Raw genomic sequence first — 15,679 nt, forward strand, 5'->3', positions numbered from 1 at the left:
ATTTTATCTGTCAGTGCTTCTATTTAACAGAAATTCAAGGACCGAATGATTGAATTCATGGGGCTCCTCGATAAATGGGAGGTGTCCGCAGTCCTCCATCATAATTTTAGACGATTGCTTTATGTTCTGGTGTAAGGTTTCAGCCGTCTTTATGTTAAATGGATGGTCTTGATCGGCAATGATGATAAGGGTCGGGATGTTAATCTCATGTAATCGGCTGATGGCGTAAGGTTTAGCAGGAACTGAGAGATTTGGGGAGAATCGACAGAAGTTGTTAGTGTTCCTGACATTGGTGAGGACTCTTCGTAGAGCCTCTTCTTTTTTCTCAGAAGGAAAGAAATATTGCCAGTAATCATTAGTGATGAAGGATTCGATAGCCTTCTCGCGTCCTTTCAGACGAACAAGGATATAATTTTTAATTCCTTGCCACATCATATTCCTGGGATAAGGATGACCGTTTATGGAGGGTGAGACCAGAATAAGGGCTTGAACTAGGTCAGGGTACGTGAGAGTAAAGTCTATAGCAACGCCTCCACCCAAGGAAGAGCCGATTAGAGTAACTTTATGCAGCTTTAAGGAATCAATAAGTGCTTTCAAGTCATCGACATTGGAGAATGAAGATTTTGGCGTGCTGGAAAGACCGTATCCCCGTAAATCATAACGAATGATTTTATAATATGTGGACAAAGCAGCAGCCTGCTCGTTCCAGATTTGAGAATCGTTGAAATTTCCGTGTATCAGAACAACAGAATCGCCCTTTCCCGAAACGGTATAATAAAGCTGCCCATCGTTTAAGTTTAAATAGTCCCTAGCCATAAAATTAATCCTCCCCCACCTAGGCTTTCTTCTATAATGAATAACTATATGATTCCATAGAACGATAGTTACGGTCAATTAATGCTACTTTAATCAAAAAAGGCGGCATTTTACAATGCAAAGGAGCCCGCTAAATCCCCTATTTAAACTGCGAATGTCTGCTTTATGTCCTCAGAAAGATTTGATAAAATGTAAGTATGTTATAAAAGTTATTACTGTTATAAGGTATAACTGTTTGAACGCTGATCATACTATAGAAGCGGAGAATATAAAATGAATGGTGTGGTCAAAATGCCAAACGATAAGCGGAAAATGACTCGTTATACCCGGAAGGTAGGGAGAATGGGAAACAGCTTGGGCGTTAGTTTGCCTAAAAGACTTGCTGAAAGGTTAGAGGTTTCCCAAGGAGATGAAATTGAATTTATCGAGAATGATCATGGTGAAGTTGTGCTAAAAAAAGTAAGGCAAAGTAAATTGCCTGAGAATGTCCGTCCTGAAGTTTTAGAAGCTTTCTTTGATGTATTTGAAGAAGACGAAGGTATTCTTGAAGACCTTAGGGATAGATGATATGACGAAGTTTTTGACGAAAGAAGAGATAATTACAGCACATTATTTCATGATGAAGAGGATGAATGACGCGGAGCAAGCGGGAGTAAAGGACCACGGTCAGCTGGACTCTGCGGTACATAGCCCCCAACAAAGTGTTTTTGGAGAAGATGCTTACCCATCCTTATTTGATAAGGCTGCTGCATTGTTGGAATCCCTGGTCAAAAATCATTGCTTTCATAATGGCAATAAGCGGACAGCCTATCTGGTCACAAAATCATTCCTGCTGTTGAACGGATATCATCTGCGAATGGAACGGAAATATGCAGTAGAGTTTATAGTCGATATTGCCAAAGGAGTGCATACATTAGAGGCTATCACTCACATTCTGGAAGAGCATTCCGTTGACAGGTGATTTTTAAAGGAGTAATGCCCAAGTGACCATCGGTAGAAAGCCTGTGGCATTGGGGCGTTCATTTGGTGCACCTCCGTTTTTAACGAGTTAAGTTTACTAACCGAGCTTATCTTTTGTTCATCACATCAAGCTAAAAAGCCGATTTTACCCTGCGAAAGTTGAGTTATTAAGACAATTTGGCAAAAGGTAATATCACGCATAACTTGAACCTGCTTATATATTTTTGGTGATGCCCTTTAGTCAAAAAAACTGTATCTTTTGGCGGGGGACGTCACGGTACTTTATTTGTACATGAAAAAACCGGCCTTTCGGCCGGCGCGATCTCGTGGAAAAGGTGCCAGGGTGGTTCTCAGACGGACATCTTCTGCAATTGCGCTTCGAGCCGGTCAAGATTTTGTTCGTTGGCTGGAAGTGTGATTTTCTTAATGGCGTTAAATACGGTAGCGCTTTCGAAAAGCTGGCGCCAAGTCAGTCTGGTTTTGCCGCCAATATCCTCGAAGGTTGCCGTGAGCTGATAATAGGGGGCACAAAGATGCCGCAGCACGATTCGTTCGGGCCCAATTTCGACGAATTCGCTTTTGTTGGGATAATTGACTCCGTTCGGTCCGTGCATCACAAACTCCCATATTCCTCCCGGCTGTAAATCAAATATGTGAAAGGTGTTCGTAAATCCGTCCGGACCCCACCACTGTGCCAAATGCTCGGGCTTTGTCCAGGCTTCGTAAACGAGAGCAGGGGATGCATTGATCACCCGCGTTGTTACCAATTCGTATTCTTCCGCTGCACTGCTTTCGTTGTTTGCCGCACGGTTTTCCGTCATGTCCGATCCTCCTTCGCATGTTAAGGTAGGCTAGCCGATCTCCAACTGCACACCAAGCTTATCCAGCATCTCCTTGGTACCGTGCTCGCGCAGATCCGGCGTATCGTGGCCGTCCAGGAAGACGCCTTGCTCGGTGAAAATCAGCTTAGTGCCTCCGCCCTCCGGCTTGAACTCTACGGTCGTTGCGGAAACGGAAATCCGCGTATCATCCATATCCAAAGTATAGGTGTAAACGATGCGCTCGTCCGGCACAATGTCGTGGTACCGGGCATCGAAGGTAAATATCGGTCCGCCGGGAGGCCCTCCTTGACTGCTTTCTCCACCGCCGACACGGAAGTCAAACTCATCCGCTTTCGAAAACCACTGCCCTTTCAGGCTGGAGTCCGACCAGTAGGCAAAAACCTTAGCCGGCGAGGCTTTATACACCCGTTCGACAACGAAAGTGTTATGAACGGCAGATCGTTCGTTCATGATTTTCAGCTCCCTTGATTCGATTCGTCGGGATCTATGTCGAGGAAGTCGCCCAGCAGGTCCAGGTGATGCTCCCAAGTCATCCGACGTTCGAGGATCATTTTTCCACGGCTCTTCTTCATCATTTCTAATAATGCTGTAAAATCTTCGACGGTCACAGGTTGTTTTAAATGCATCTGATTCGAAACATATTCCAGTTCGGCCAGAAGCTTTTGCTGTATCCGGATAGTTTCTTTCAGACGGGCGATTTGCAGCGACACGATTTCCAGCGGACTGAAGTGTCCGCCGGTTACTATGGATTTAATCTCCTCCAGCGATAAGCCGAGCTCCTTTAACGATAAAATTTGCTGCAATCTCGACAGGTCGGCTTCGTTATACAGCCTGTGCCCCGAATCGGAATGTGCCGACGGAGAAAACAGGCCGATCTGATCGTAAAACCTCAATGTTCGTATCGTGAGCCCCGTGAGCTTAGCAAGCTCTCCCACCTTCCAAAGCGGCTTCATAATCACCTCTTTTTGGCTGCGCATCTGTTTACCGGTAACTATACTATAAAACATGACGTTACGTCACGTGTAAGTGTTAAAATACAGTCGCGATTTGCTAGATTTTGTAATAAAATAGGATAGACTGTCATTTTGAGAGAAGGAAACTACCGGATGGTGTGGAAGTATATAGCGAATAAGGAATAAGGGTTGCTACTTAACTAGAAATTTTAACTCTCGATAGAAATACCTTAAGCAGGCTTGTGACGAGGAGGGTTAAGATGAGCTTTTATTCAAGAAAATCAGTGTCGTTTGGTGGAGTTAGATTGACTTTTTCCAAGTCGGGAATAGGGGCTTCGGTGGGCATTAGAGGATTTCGTATTGGGACAGGGCCACGTGGTAACTACATTCGTATCGGTACAAATGGGCTTTCTTACAAAACCATGATCGGAAAAGGGAAAAGTCGGGAGGGGACACGGGATAATCCTGCCTCATACGGCAACGGAACTATCAACCAGCCTTCCGATGTTATCATGCATGAAATTGAAAGCAGGGATGCGCTAGAGATCTTTGACTCCAGTTCTCAGGAAATACTAAGTGAGATTAATCGGAAATATAAAAAGTTTCCTCTGTGGACATTAGGAGTAGCTATAGCGGCCCTGCTTAGCTCGTCATCATATATGTTTTTAGGTCTGTTGTCGATTGTTGCCTCTATCTTGCTAGATAGATACAGGAAAACCACCACAATAATATATGATATTGATGAAGCAACAGAATCAAAAATACAAGCATTTTATGATTCGTTCAATGACATTATGAGTGCAGATAGAAAGTGGCATATATCGGTTCATTGCGAGAAGTAGTATTTCCATTAATTACTCCATACCCAAGTACATAAGAACGAACGTTAAAGTGCCTTGTATCCCGGTTGGGAAGCAGAAACTCTATTTTTTTCCCGACAAAATCTTAATTGTACAGAGAAGACAAGTTGGTGCTGTTAGTTACGGTCGTATTAGAGTGGAATGCACGGAAACCCGATTTATTGAAGAAGGCGCGGTACCCGGAGATACAACGGTTGTGGATCATACCTGGAGGTATGTAAATAAAAATGGAGGGCCGGATAGAAGGTTTAAAAACAACAGGCAGCTCCCTATAGTCCTTTATTCACAACTTCATTTTAGCAGCAATACTGGATTAAATGAGTTAGTTCACGTTTCGCGGCCTGGTGTAGGTAACGGATTAAAGCAGTATTTGAATGAGTATGACTTTTCTTATACAAAAGATAGATTAAGTTCAGCACACTCTTCGGTCGCGACCCATTAATCAAATCATCATTTATACTATCTATCCGCATCTATCTTCGGCTAGGCATTATGCTATACTGAAAGTATATACAAATCAAGTCTCCGGAGGTGGCCAAGATGCGATGGGAAGAGGTTCGTGAGCAATTTCCTGACGAGTGGGTGGTGTGCGAGGCGATAAAGTCCCGTTCGGAGGACGGATACTGGCTTATCGATGAGGTGGCTGTCATTGACCGATTTGAAGATTCAAGTGTCGCCATGAAACGCTACTATGAGTTGCATCGGGCACAGCCTTACCGGGAGTACGGTTTTTTTCACACATCTCGCAAAAAGCTAAAGCTTCGGGAGAAATGGGCGGGGGTTCGCGGGCCTAGATGAACATTCATGTGAGGTACGGACTACCTTTTATCGAAGTTACCATTTGTTACCGTGGTGAAGATCTTCGTTTAAGGAATGTATTGTTGGATACAGGGTCGGCAGGAACGATTTTCAACGCAGATGTAGTAGGTAACATTGGGGTTAAGATTGAGCCGGGTGACTTTTTAAACAGAATCAGGGGCGTAGGTGGAGTAGAAGTCGTTTATTCCAAATTATTTGATTTTGTAAGGATTGGGGAAGTTACTCTGGAAGGCTTTGAAGTAGAGATCGGAGAAATGAACTACGGCATGGAGATTGACGGCATCCTTGGCTTTGATTTTATCCATTCTGCCGGTTTAGTGATTGATTGCAGAGAATTGACAGTGGCTGAAAGAGATTGAGTTGAGCCACTCTCCAAAACAAAATAAACTACATGCGGAGGCGAATTGTGGATTTGTAATTCACAGATCGCCTCTATATTATAGCAAGAGATCTGTTGCAATTGCATGAAATCAATTCCATTTAGCTTCAAGAAAAAATGATAAGAGCAGTAAAGGTGGTTCTCTTATTTGCTGGAAGGGGTGCTTCTGTCCCAAGGACTCACTCAGGTCAACCACTCCCTACTCCCAAAAATCTAGTCGCAATTTGCTAGATTTTGTAATAAAATAGGATGGACTGTCATTTAGAGAGAGAATACCGGAGCCGATCTGGGAAATAAAAAAGGGTGGAAGTTGTGAGAGGAAAACTGTTTGTTGTTCTGTCGGTTGCTGCTTTGATGTTTACAGGCTGCTCGGAGCCGAAACAGAAGAGCGGGGAGAATGCTCCTGTTGTCGAGGATGGCGCCAATAAGGGGGAAACGGGGAAAGAGGATACAAAACAAACTCCCCAGGTGGAGAACAAACCCGCCACTGTAGAAATTACATTACCCGCATCCATGTTCCAAGGTGAACAAAATATCGAAAACACCATTGCCAAAGCTAAAGAACAGGGTGTTGACGAGGTAAAGAAGAATGATGACGGATCACTCACTTATACGATGTCGAAGGAAACTCATTCCAAGATCTTGGGTGAAATGAGAGATAGTCTTAACCAAAGCATCGATGAGTTGAAAAGCGGACAAGATTTTAAATCGATCAAAGATGTGATCCCTAACGAATCCTTTTCGGAGGTCACCTTTGTGGTAGACAGGGCTGCTTATGAAAAGAGCTTCGACGGATTCGCATCCATAGGCATTGCTATAGCGGCTATGTACTATCAAATATTCGAAGGCGCGTCCGACGAGGGTAAAGTAGCTATTAAGCTTCAAGACGAGAGTACTAAAGAAGTTTTCAAAACGATAGAGTATCCGGATGCCCTCAAAAATCCGGGTAAATAAATACATTAACCATGTTGAGACGCTCTCTTGGGCGTCTTTTTCCATGTGCTTGCATGAATTTCGGAAGCTGTGCGGAGTTCAATGTTATCATAAATGTTTCATTGACCACAGAAAAACAAATGTTTAACCAGATATCATTCTGCTAAACTATAAGTATATGTTTGAAATCGAAAGAGGGTTTGACTGATATGAAGTTAATGGATGAGCTTGTTGATGCCTACCTGGATAACAACTTCGAGCATCCTTATTACCTGGATCTGTATACCGGACAAGTTATTTTGGATATAGACGAAGCTTATACAGGGGAGCCTGGCATCGACTGGGATGACGAGGAGAATGAAGAACGTTATATCGACATTCCAAAGATCGATTCGAATGAGGCATTTTATGTGATGACGAAATTTGCCCAGCGTACCGAATCCGATCCCGAGGACAGGCTGTTCGACGCTCTTAATGGCCATCGACCTTTTCGCAGGTTTAAGGATGTGCTTTACGAATTGGATCTATGGGACGAATGGAACAAATTCGAATACAAGCATGCGGAAGAAATGATTAAATCCTGGATGGAGAGGCTCGATATCGACTATAATGAACTGAACGAAAAGCACAAGGCCAATCACTAGGATAGCGGATATTCGGAAAATTACCAATCGAGTGATCGACCTAATCATCATACGAAGGGCGGGAAATCTATATGGCAAATACCCATGCGGCCATTAATCCTTTGCTGATCGCTACCTTGACAGGAGAACCCCTTTCAGGTATTCCGAATATTCCGACGGTCAAATGGTTGCCCGGCAAACTTGCGAAGCTTATTGCCAAGCATAAAAAGAAAATAAGCCCCCCGTTTAAGGCTAACAAAATGATGTTAATTTGTGGTCATTGTGGGAGAAAAGGACAATACGATCTCGGATTAATTGCTTTCAATGTGGGACATGGGCAGTCAAATAGTCAAGATCAACATGAAAGCATGTTCGATCATATACAAACTACGGGATATTTTCGATGCAAACAATGTAACGGAGCAGGCCTTTGGGAGACCAAGGATCCGTTTCTTCTATTAAGTTGGTTGTTAAAGGCGACTGCAGGCGAGGAGGAAGATTCCTCTAGCTTCATGATAGGCCAAATTCAACTATATGACGGTACTACTCCTAGATGGGCAACCGACGCGGAAGATAACTTTCTGAAAAAACTTGGTGAAAACAGTCAGGACGGATATTTGTGGAATCGGTTGGGCAACTTGTACTCGAAAGGGGGGAGACCGGAGCTGGCTGCTGCAGCTTACGAGAAATCTATTGAAGTAGACCCGACTCAAGTAGAATCTCATTACTCACTCGGCCAATTATTAATTGAGGTGGACGAGCCCGAAGCAGCGGCTTATCATTACAGGATGATGCTGATATACGCTCAGAACTATACCAAGCTCCCCATTCTTGATCTAAGGAAAATGTTAGCGATCGGACTGTGGCACTCATTTGATATTCATATGAAATCAGGCCACAACATTCCATTTATACCGATCAAGGAAGAAATTGAGGCACTGGATTCTTTTAAAGAGGCGGCAGCAGGGGCTGAGCACCAGATATTGGAGTTACAGGACCTGGAGGTATTCCCGGACGATCCGGAATCCTTCTACCCAATAGCGGAAATGTATTTGGGGCCCAGAAAGGAAGAAATTCCACCCAGTGAGAGAACTCTGGATACCTATCTTCGGCGAGCGAAGCAGGGGGGGATGAAGCCGGCTTCGGACCGTTTGGCAACTCCGTTAGGTAAGGGCGACAACTCCATCGTCGCCTATGTAAGGTCCGAAGAGAGGGCTGGGAAAATTCTGCGGCTCTGTGACCGATACGGGCTTCCATGCATCGTCGAAATTAATTACATGGAAGACTTATCCGACCTTAGAAAAGCACTAATGCAAAAACTCACCCCATCCAATGTCTATGCTTCATGTCCATGCGGCAGCGGTCAGAAGTTCAAGTTTTGTTGCGCAGCCAAGCTGAAACATTTTGATTTAGAGCAGTGGATAGGGGAATGAAGCGTAATAATAGGATTACAAATATGGAACGGAGAAATTAGCTCGTCGGCAAAAATTGCGATTCAAGCCCCCCTGACCATCTATGGCCGGGGGGCTGTTGCAGGTTAGAACAACCCGGGGTGACCGTGCAGCTTGCCGAGTGCCTCTACAAAATAGTAATCCCCATAAATAATCGGCACGTTAACATGTTTGTTGACGGGATACGATACGGTTCCTTTGGTCAGAATGGCATCCTGTCGGCTGCTGAAGTCGGCGTAGTTGTCATACAGCCCTTTGAGTATAGCCAGGGCCCTTTCGTAGTAGAAGGACTTCTCGGACTCCTCTTCCATCAGGGCACTCAGTTCGAGCAGGCCGCTTGCCGTACAGGCGGATGCTGTGGAATCCCGGGCGAACTTATCCTTGTCTTCCGATCTGAAATCCCAATAAGGGACTTGATCTTCAGGAAGATGGGACAAGAAGTAATTTGCGATATTTTGGGCTGCTAACCGGTATTCCGGTTTGCCTGTTTCGCGCGCCGCAATAGCGAAGCCGTAGATGGCCCAGGCTTGGCCTCTCGACCACGCGGAATCCGGGCCGAGTCCCTGTCCTCCCAGGTTCTCGATTTTCTCACCCGTCTCCGGGTCAAAGCTTACTATGTGAGGGACAATCCAGTCCTCCCTTACAAAATGCTTGAGCACCGTATCCGCATGCGCCACGGCAATATGCCTGAAGCGGGGATCGCCCGTCTCCTTCGATGCCCAGAACAGCAGCGGCAGATTCATAAGGCAGTCGATAATGGCCCAGCCCGTGCTGTTCGGGTCCACACGATCCGTCCATGCCCGGATAAACTGCCCCTTAAGGTTGAAGCGGCCTGCCAAATGGCTGGCTGCGATCAGGCCCATTCTCCGGGATTCTTCATTTCCCGTCCACTGATAGTTAACGACAGCCGTCGGCAGGTACATGAATCCGACATCATGATGAATATCATAAAAATCATGCAGCGGAACGTTCAGCTTCTGTTCGATCGTTTCCGCAAGCTCTCTCAAAGACTTCTCTTTCGTTTCGCGATAGGCCAGCCACAGCAAGCCTCCCCAAAATCCGGAAGTCCAGAAGGAGGCTTCCTCACAGTTGTAGCTTCCATTCAAGCATACATGCGGGAAGCTCGCTCCGATTTTCCGGCTTACGGTCCGGATCTTGTTCAAGGATTCCGTATATGCATGGTTCAGCCAATCCGCTCTATGGTCCATTGGATGATTGCTCCTTTCTTACTGGAAATGATGCCGAGATTGCGCTTTCATTGTAATCCTTAAGGAGGTCGAGGTACATCCTTACTATTGGCTGTAGTCGCCAAAAACGGCACTGCAGCGCGGGTTTTGGGCGAAGAACAGAAATTGAATACGGACTGCAAAAAATCGTGATCCGAATCAGCTTGACAGTTGATTCAGATTTTTGACGTATTCTCCCGGAGAGACGCCGATATATTGCTTGAAGATTCGAATGAAGGTGTTGGTATTATTGCATCCGACAATCGCCGCAACTTCATGAACCTTATAATTGCCCTGGTGAAGCAGCTCCTTCGCTCTCTTCACCTTCAACGTATTGACATATTGCTTGAAGTTAATGTCCAATGAGTTTTTCAGCAGCTTGCTGACATAGCTTTCGGACAAATTAAAGTGGTTCGCAATATCCGTCAACGACAAATCTTTATCGAAGTGCTTATGGATGTACATGAAGATTTGCGAAGCGGTGGAGCTCTCCAGGCTGAACTTGTCCTTGTTGCAATAATTAAAAATCAATTCGAACAAGGCGAACGTCTTTTCCGAAAACTTCGAAACCGGCACCTCCATAAACTCGTTCAACAGGTCGGGATATTCCCTTGTAAATTGATTCAACGTTTTACCGTTCGAATTCAAGCATCGCTTGAAGGTGGTCAGGAACGAATGCTTCAGATTGGACAGGCTTGCAGGCCCCATCGCGGAATGATTCACATTTTTGTTCAGCAGATGGCTGAGCAAATCGTAGGCTTTGCCCAATTCGTTCGATTGGACGTAATTAATCAGGGACGCTTCCATCTCGATCGGATAATAGCCGACGCTGGCTTCGAGATCTTTCACGCCCTGTGATGTTAACACTTTATTGGCGTTCGCATGCTGGTAATTACTCAACCGAAGCAGCTCCTGCAGAGCGGAAGTCAGCTCATGGAGCCGGTAGGAATCGGACAGGCATGCAGTTATATCGAGCGACAGATCCTGTTCGATGCGGGTAATCACCGTTTCGGCCAATCGCTGCAGGGACTCGGATGAAATGCTGTGGAAGATTACACCATATTTATTTTTGTCCAGCGGCAGAACAAAGAAATCCTCGTACCCGTCCAGAGTCTCCTTGATCAACGTATTGAAAATCAAGAGAAGATTGGAAGCGGGCATCGTCTGATGCAAGGCTTCGATGCCTTCGCATTCCAGCAGCATGAGCTTCAAGTCGTCCTGAAACTGCTCTAATTGCAGGGCGGACAAGTTCTCTCGAATAAAGTCCTCGCTTGCGATTCCGTAGATCCCCCTGCGAAAGAAATCCTCCCGCAAATGGATTAAAGAATGATCCAGTTTATGCTGCAATGCATGATTGATGGAATAGACCTGCTCAATGCTGGATTGAATGTAAGCAAGCTCGTGAATTTGTTGATCATGTTCATTCACCGACGCGGTTCCGTTCGATTCCTTCCGCTCATCCAGAAACTGTAGCAGCTGCCGAATCGGCCTATAGCTTGACCTTGTTGCCACATAAGCGAGGATAATGCCCAGCAGCAGCAGAACAACGCCAGGGAACAGCGCTGTCTTCCATATGGCGAAGAAAATCGAGCTGAATGAAGTCGATTCGCTGGTGTAAATATAGTTTAGATTTGGGATCACCTTCGAATGATAAATATAGTTAACGGTCGATCCTGCCTTTATAGGGTTCATATCTTCCTTATCGTTGACCCACCCGCTTTCGGCCGGAATCTCCGGGTTCAGTTCCTTGTTATGAGTATAGGAGCTGACGATCTGATCGGTATACAGATAGAAATTGCCGTTCGTCGGCTCCGATGTCCCGGGCAGTAAAGAAGCGCTGTCTACCACGATAAAGAAGTAGAGGGGATCAAGCTTCGAATTAATCGTCTGATGAATCATCACGATTTTGCCGGGCCTCTCGGAAAGCGCTTGCGGAACAACGTAAGTATTGGCCACGAGCGATTCGCCCTGCATTTGTTCGAAACGGTTCAAGACCTCTGAGCGGACCCCGAGTTCGTTTAAATAATCTTTAATGCTATAAGTTCCGGCAGATGTGATCACCAGGTTATCGGTCCACTTCGTGATCCCCAGGGTGAACCCCAACTGGCCAAAGCCTTGAAGCTGATCTATCAGATCATTGTACAGGTTCGCAATGTACAAATAACTCGTTTCATCGCTATAGCGATAATCGATTAAACTTTGCAGCGTGGAAACCTTATATACGAAATCCATGGCAATGCGCAGCTTGAAGTCCGCGTAATTGCTGGCTTGATCCATATATAATTGGTGGTTGTGCTTGTTCTGCGCGTCCGACCAAGGGGGGGGTGAAAGATAACTATGAGCAATACCGCAGCTCCAATGAAACCGTCGGCGAAATTCAAAAGAGCGAAGCCGAAGAGAAGCTGGGCAACGTATTTCAGAGAATTGAAAAAAGATATCATTCGAGATCGAATCCTGTACTATTTGCTAATTCCTTTCCTGCTCTGGTTTCTAGTCTTCAAATATTTTCCTATGTGGGGCATCCAAATTGCTTTTAAAGATTTCAGCTTGTTTAAAGGAATCGGCGGCAGCGACTGGATAGGCTTCGAGTACTTTACTGAGTTTATTGGAAGCGAATACTTTTCGAGAGTCTTCATGAATACGGTCATCATCAGCTTATATGGACTGATCATTTGCTTCCCGGCCCAAATTATATTGGCCATTATGATTAGCGAGGTGACGCGACAGGGATTTAAGAAAGTGGTGCAAACGCTGACTTATTTGCCTCATTTCGTATCCGTAGTCGTCATCGCCGGAATCGTAACGACTTTCCTGGCGCCGAACAGCGGGCTGATTAACCTTATCCTGGAGAAGCTCGGGATGGAGAAGATCTATTTTTTGACCAATCCCGATTATTTCAGAGGAATATATACGGCCATGAATCTCTGGAAGGAGACGGGGTTTGCTTCCATCGTTTTTATCGCGGCGATTGCCGGTATAGATACACAGCTCTACGAAGCTGCTAAAATGGATGGGGCCAACAAGTTCAAACAAATTATCTATGTAACGCTGCCGGGCATACTGCCTACCATTGTCGTGATGTTCATTATGAAGGTCGGCAACCTGCTGAGCGTCGGATATGAGACGATCATTCTGCTCTACCAGCCGGCAACATATGAGAAAGCGGATGTCATCAGCACCTATGTTTATCGCTCGGGGCTTATAGACGGAAGATATGATTTCGCGACTGCCGTAGGATTGTTCAACTCTATCGTAGCCCTTATCCTGGTCATTATGGCGAATAAGCTTAGCAAAAAAGTAACCGATGCAAGCCTATGGTAGGTGATAGTGTGATTGAGTCAAGAGGAGAAAAAATATTTAAGATCATCAATAATATTCTGCTAGCTATTATGGCGCTTGCGGCTCTTTACCCTTTTATATACGTATTATCCGCGTCCATAAGCATGCCGTATAACGTCGTTACGGGCAAAGTGCTCCTGTTTCCCGAAGGTTTTACGCTCGATGCGTATAAACAGGTTTTGGGCAATTCGGAAATATGGGTGGCCTATGCTAACACCATTTTCTATACCGTAGTCGGGACGGCGGTATCCATGCTCTTTACGATCTGCGGAGCCTACGCCCTGTCGAAGACACGTCTGAGGGGAAGAAAATGGTTTACGATCTTCGTCACGTTAACACTCTGGTTTGATGCCGGAATGATTCCGTTCTATCTGACTTTGAGAGATTTGGGGCTTCTGAATACGCGGACAGGCATTATAATCGCTTTTGCTTGTAACGCCTTTAAGGTGATCCTGCTCCGCACCAGCTTTGAAGCCATACCGAAAGAAATGGAAGAATCGGTGAAAGTGGACGGCGGCAATGATCTGCAGGTACTGCTCAAAGTCTACTTGCCGCTGGTGAAGCCCGCATTAGCGACAGTCGGCTTGTTCTATGCGATCGAGAAGTGGAACGGATACTTCTGGTCGATGATTATGCTGACCGATATGGACAAGATCCCGCTTCAAGTGCTGTTGAAGAAGATGATTGTCGAGAACGATCTGCAATCGGAGTTTGCCGCCGCGTTGGACTTTACCTCTACGGTATCGGCGGAAACCGTAACTTATGCGACCATCGTCGTCTCTATTCTTCCAATTGTGCTTGTGTATCCCTATATTCAGAAATATTTTATCAAAGGTATGCTGGTAGGCGCGGTCAAGGGATAATGCTACTATTTTAAAAATGGGGTGGAAGGTTTGAAAAAAATCGTCTATTTGTTAACGGCAACCACTATAATTGCGGGTGCTCTGGCAGGGTGTTCGAAGGCTCCGAAAGAAGCTGCACCGTCCAAAGGGGAAACGGCGGCACAGAATAGCCAAAATCCGTACCTGGCTTCGGAGAAGCCGCTTAAATTGAAGGTTCACATGGGAACGAAAGACTCGGGAGTATTTAAAAACGATTGGCCCATCTTCGTGAAGGCGGCGGAGATGACCAATGTCACGCTGGAGGGAACGCTGCCGAGTACGGTCGCGGATTTCAGCGAAACGTTCAGTATTGTCATGGCATCGGGTTCGCTGCCGGATATTATGCAAGCGCTATCCAAAGATTTCCTGCAATACGGCCAGGAAGGAGCTTTCCTGCCGCTCAATGATTTGATCGACAAGCATGCTCCCCATCTGAAGCAATTCCTTCAGGATAATCCCGATGTAAGGAGCGCGGCCTCCGATAATGACGGGAACATATGGTTCATCCCGTTTGTTGCGGATGGAGAAGCGGAGAAAGGCTGGTTTATCCGCAAAGACTGGCTGGAGAAGCTGGGATTGGAAGAACCGAAAACCGTGGATGAGCTGCATAATGTGTTAACGGCGTTCGTGAATAATGATCCGAACGGCAACAACAAGAAGGATGAAGTCGGCTTTTTCCACAGAAATACGTCTATCGGAATTGAAGGACTCATGGCGCTCTGGAATGCATACCCGGATTATCGGGCATTTGACGGTAAAGTGGTATTCGGGCCGTTGGAGGACGACTACGGCGTTGCCATGGAAAATATCGCCCAGTGGTATAAAGAAGGATTGATTGATAAAGAAATCTTCACTCGGGGAAGCAAGGCGAGAGATATTCTGCTCGCGGATAACGTAGGCGGATTGACGCATGATTTCTTCGCTTCGACGGGGAACTATAACGAGCAGTTGGCGAGCAAGATTCCGGGCTTCCGGTTCGAGCCGATGCTTCCTCCGGCGGACGTCAACGGCGTGGTGAAGGAACCTTCCAAGCGCGATCGTGCCAAAAACTATGGCTGGGGGATCTCGCACAGCAATCCGGACCCGGTGGCCACGATTAAATACTTCGACTTCTGGTTTACGGAAGAGGGCCGCCGAATGGCTAACTTCGGAATGGAAGGCGACACGTATACGATGGTCGACGGCAAGCCGATCTTCACGGATAAAGTATTGAAGTCCGACAAAGCGCCGGTAGATGTCATCCGCGAGACAGGGGCCCAGTCCAACTTCGGTTTCCAGCAGGATTATTTCTATGAAGAGCAATGGACGCTTCCTCTGGCGACAGAAGGCATTGACTTATATAAAGAAAACAATGTATTTATGGACAAATATCCTATTCTGAAATTTACCAATGAGGAGCAGAAGGAAATCCAGAAGATCTTCCCGAAGGTCGAAACTTATATTGTCGAAACGAGGCAGCAATGGATTCTGGGCGCCAAACCGGTAGATCATGCGGCATTTGTGAAAGAGCTCGAGAAGCTGGGTGCCAACCGTTTGGTGGAAATTAATCAGGCCGCTTACGATCGGTATATGGCCGAGATGAAGCAGTAGCGAGACT

At 45.9% G+C, this 15,679-nt stretch carries 17 protein-coding genes; 11 read left to right on the forward strand and 6 right to left on the reverse strand.

All coding sequences use genetic code 11. The features are described 5' to 3' along the window. Positions 1–3: 3 nt before the first annotated feature. Positions 4–816 carry an alpha/beta fold hydrolase gene (locus tag ACTHRH_RS12180; protein WP_222126724.1) on the reverse strand — a complete coding sequence of 271 codons (813 nt, stop codon included), beginning with the start codon at positions 814–816 and terminating at the stop codon, positions 4–6. A gap of 273 nt (positions 817–1,089) precedes the next feature. Between ACTHRH_RS12180 and ACTHRH_RS12185 the strand changes: the two genes are divergently transcribed. After that, complete coding sequence (locus ACTHRH_RS12185) at positions 1,090–1,383, forward strand: AbrB/MazE/SpoVT family DNA-binding domain-containing protein (protein ID WP_379288781.1); 294 nt, start codon at positions 1,090–1,092, stop codon at positions 1,381–1,383. A 1-nt stretch (position 1,384) separates the two neighbouring features. After that, positions 1,385–1,777 (forward strand): type II toxin-antitoxin system death-on-curing family toxin, encoded by a 393-nt coding sequence (locus ACTHRH_RS12190; RefSeq protein WP_144940065.1) that lies wholly within the window; start codon positions 1,385–1,387, stop codon positions 1,775–1,777. A gap of 349 nt (positions 1,778–2,126) precedes the next feature. Here the strand turns inward: ACTHRH_RS12190 and ACTHRH_RS12195 are convergent, their stop codons facing one another. The 3 genes from ACTHRH_RS12195 to ACTHRH_RS12205 are packed head-to-tail and all read right to left on the reverse strand — an operon-like array spanning position 2,127 to position 3,571. Further along, complete coding sequence (locus tag ACTHRH_RS12195; RefSeq protein WP_440415732.1) at positions 2,127–2,597, reverse strand: SRPBCC family protein; 471 nt, start codon at positions 2,595–2,597, stop codon at positions 2,127–2,129. A gap of 30 nt (positions 2,598–2,627) precedes the next feature. After that, positions 2,628–3,068: an SRPBCC family protein gene (locus ACTHRH_RS12200; protein ID WP_440415734.1), complete on the reverse strand. Its 441-nt coding sequence runs from the start codon at positions 3,066–3,068 to the stop codon at positions 2,628–2,630. 5 nt (positions 3,069–3,073) lie between these two features. After that, positions 3,074–3,571, reverse strand: coding sequence for a MerR family transcriptional regulator (locus tag ACTHRH_RS12205; RefSeq protein ID WP_440415736.1), 498 nt, complete (start codon positions 3,569–3,571; stop codon positions 3,074–3,076). Positions 3,572–3,831: 260 nt separating this feature from the next. Here ACTHRH_RS12205 and ACTHRH_RS12210 point away from each other — a divergent pair, with 260 nt between their 5' ends. From ACTHRH_RS12210 to ACTHRH_RS12235, 6 genes are all read left to right on the forward strand, one after another. Next, on the forward strand, positions 3,832–4,413 hold the full coding sequence (locus ACTHRH_RS12210; RefSeq protein ID WP_440415738.1) for a DUF4236 domain-containing protein: 582 nt from the start codon (positions 3,832–3,834) through the stop codon (positions 4,411–4,413). Positions 4,414–4,971: 558 nt separating this feature from the next. Beyond that, positions 4,972–5,229 (forward strand): hypothetical protein, encoded by a 258-nt coding sequence (locus tag ACTHRH_RS12215; protein WP_144940076.1) that lies wholly within the window; start codon positions 4,972–4,974, stop codon positions 5,227–5,229. Continuing rightward, positions 5,226–5,609: a retropepsin-like aspartic protease gene (locus ACTHRH_RS12220; protein ID WP_144940078.1), complete on the forward strand. Its 384-nt coding sequence runs from the start codon at positions 5,226–5,228 to the stop codon at positions 5,607–5,609. Before ACTHRH_RS12215 ends, ACTHRH_RS12220 begins: the two co-directional genes overlap by 4 nt. 332 nt (positions 5,610–5,941) lie before the next feature. Further along, positions 5,942–6,583 (forward strand): hypothetical protein, encoded by a 642-nt coding sequence (locus tag ACTHRH_RS12225; protein WP_440415741.1) that lies wholly within the window; start codon positions 5,942–5,944, stop codon positions 6,581–6,583. 188 nt (positions 6,584–6,771) lie between these two features. Next, the gene (locus ACTHRH_RS12230; protein WP_379288791.1) at positions 6,772–7,206 is read left to right on the forward strand and encodes a UPF0158 family protein; all 435 of its coding nucleotides are present in this window, start codon (positions 6,772–6,774) and stop codon (positions 7,204–7,206) included. Positions 7,207–7,277: 71 nt separating this feature from the next. Then, positions 7,278–8,618, forward strand: a complete 1,341-nt coding sequence (locus ACTHRH_RS12235) for a tetratricopeptide repeat protein (RefSeq protein WP_440415743.1) — start codon at positions 7,278–7,280, stop codon at positions 8,616–8,618. A 104-nt stretch (positions 8,619–8,722) separates the two neighbouring features. On the opposite strand, the gene ACTHRH_RS12240 is transcribed toward ACTHRH_RS12235, so the two are convergent. Together ACTHRH_RS12240 and ACTHRH_RS12245 are read right to left on the reverse strand one after the other, a co-directional pair. Next, positions 8,723–9,844 (reverse strand): glycoside hydrolase family 88 protein, encoded by a 1,122-nt coding sequence (locus tag ACTHRH_RS12240; protein WP_440415745.1) that lies wholly within the window; start codon positions 9,842–9,844, stop codon positions 8,723–8,725. Positions 9,845–10,021: 177 nt separating this feature from the next. After that, on the reverse strand, positions 10,022–12,139 hold the full coding sequence (locus ACTHRH_RS12245) for a helix-turn-helix transcriptional regulator (protein ID WP_440415747.1): 2,118 nt from the start codon (positions 12,137–12,139) through the stop codon (positions 10,022–10,024). Between the two features lie 60 nt (positions 12,140–12,199). Here ACTHRH_RS12245 and ACTHRH_RS12250 point away from each other — a divergent pair, with 60 nt between their 5' ends. The 3 genes from ACTHRH_RS12250 to ACTHRH_RS12260 are packed head-to-tail and all read left to right on the forward strand — an operon-like array spanning position 12,200 to position 15,672. Beyond that, positions 12,200–13,183 carry an ABC transporter permease gene (locus ACTHRH_RS12250; RefSeq protein WP_440415749.1) on the forward strand — a complete coding sequence of 328 codons (984 nt, stop codon included), beginning with the start codon at positions 12,200–12,202 and terminating at the stop codon, positions 13,181–13,183. A gap of 8 nt (positions 13,184–13,191) precedes the next feature. Then, the gene (locus tag ACTHRH_RS12255; RefSeq protein ID WP_222126726.1) at positions 13,192–14,064 is read left to right on the forward strand and encodes a carbohydrate ABC transporter permease; all 873 of its coding nucleotides are present in this window, start codon (positions 13,192–13,194) and stop codon (positions 14,062–14,064) included. 30 nt (positions 14,065–14,094) lie between these two features. Next, positions 14,095–15,672, forward strand: coding sequence for an extracellular solute-binding protein (locus ACTHRH_RS12260; protein ID WP_440415751.1), 1,578 nt, complete (start codon positions 14,095–14,097; stop codon positions 15,670–15,672). Positions 15,673–15,679: the final 7 nt, after the last annotated feature.

It is taken from the genome of Paenibacillus sp. SAFN-117 (assembly GCF_051966115.1).
Lineage (GTDB): Bacteria > Bacillota > Bacilli > Paenibacillales > NBRC-103111 > Paenibacillus_L > Paenibacillus_L residui.

Coding starts and splice junctions, on each gene's coding strand:
- ACTHRH_RS12180 (WP_222126724.1), bottom strand. CDS start 816: ATGGCTAGGGACTATTTAAACTTAAACGATGGGCAGCTTTATTATACC.
- ACTHRH_RS12185 (WP_379288781.1), top strand. CDS start 1,090: ATGAATGGTGTGGTCAAAATGCCAAACGATAAGCGGAAAATGACTCGT.
- ACTHRH_RS12190 (WP_144940065.1), top strand. CDS start 1,385: ATGACGAAGTTTTTGACGAAAGAAGAGATAATTACAGCACATTATTTC.
- ACTHRH_RS12195 (WP_440415732.1), bottom strand. CDS start 2,597: ATGACGGAAAACCGTGCGGCAAACAACGAAAGCAGTGCAGCGGAAGAA.
- ACTHRH_RS12200 (WP_440415734.1), bottom strand. CDS start 3,068: ATGAACGAACGATCTGCCGTTCATAACACTTTCGTTGTCGAACGGGTG.
- ACTHRH_RS12205 (WP_440415736.1), bottom strand. CDS start 3,571: ATGAAGCCGCTTTGGAAGGTGGGAGAGCTTGCTAAGCTCACGGGGCTC.
- ACTHRH_RS12210 (WP_440415738.1), top strand. CDS start 3,832: ATGAGCTTTTATTCAAGAAAATCAGTGTCGTTTGGTGGAGTTAGATTG.
- ACTHRH_RS12215 (WP_144940076.1), top strand. CDS start 4,972: ATGCGATGGGAAGAGGTTCGTGAGCAATTTCCTGACGAGTGGGTGGTG.
- ACTHRH_RS12220 (WP_144940078.1), top strand. CDS start 5,226: ATGAACATTCATGTGAGGTACGGACTACCTTTTATCGAAGTTACCATT.
- ACTHRH_RS12230 (WP_379288791.1), top strand. CDS start 6,772: ATGAAGTTAATGGATGAGCTTGTTGATGCCTACCTGGATAACAACTTC.
- ACTHRH_RS12235 (WP_440415743.1), top strand. CDS start 7,278: ATGGCAAATACCCATGCGGCCATTAATCCTTTGCTGATCGCTACCTTG.
- ACTHRH_RS12240 (WP_440415745.1), bottom strand. CDS start 9,844: ATGGACCATAGAGCGGATTGGCTGAACCATGCATATACGGAATCCTTG.
- ACTHRH_RS12245 (WP_440415747.1), bottom strand. CDS start 12,139: ATGGATCAAGCCAGCAATTACGCGGACTTCAAGCTGCGCATTGCCATG.
- ACTHRH_RS12250 (WP_440415749.1), top strand. CDS start 12,200: ATGAGCAATACCGCAGCTCCAATGAAACCGTCGGCGAAATTCAAAAGA.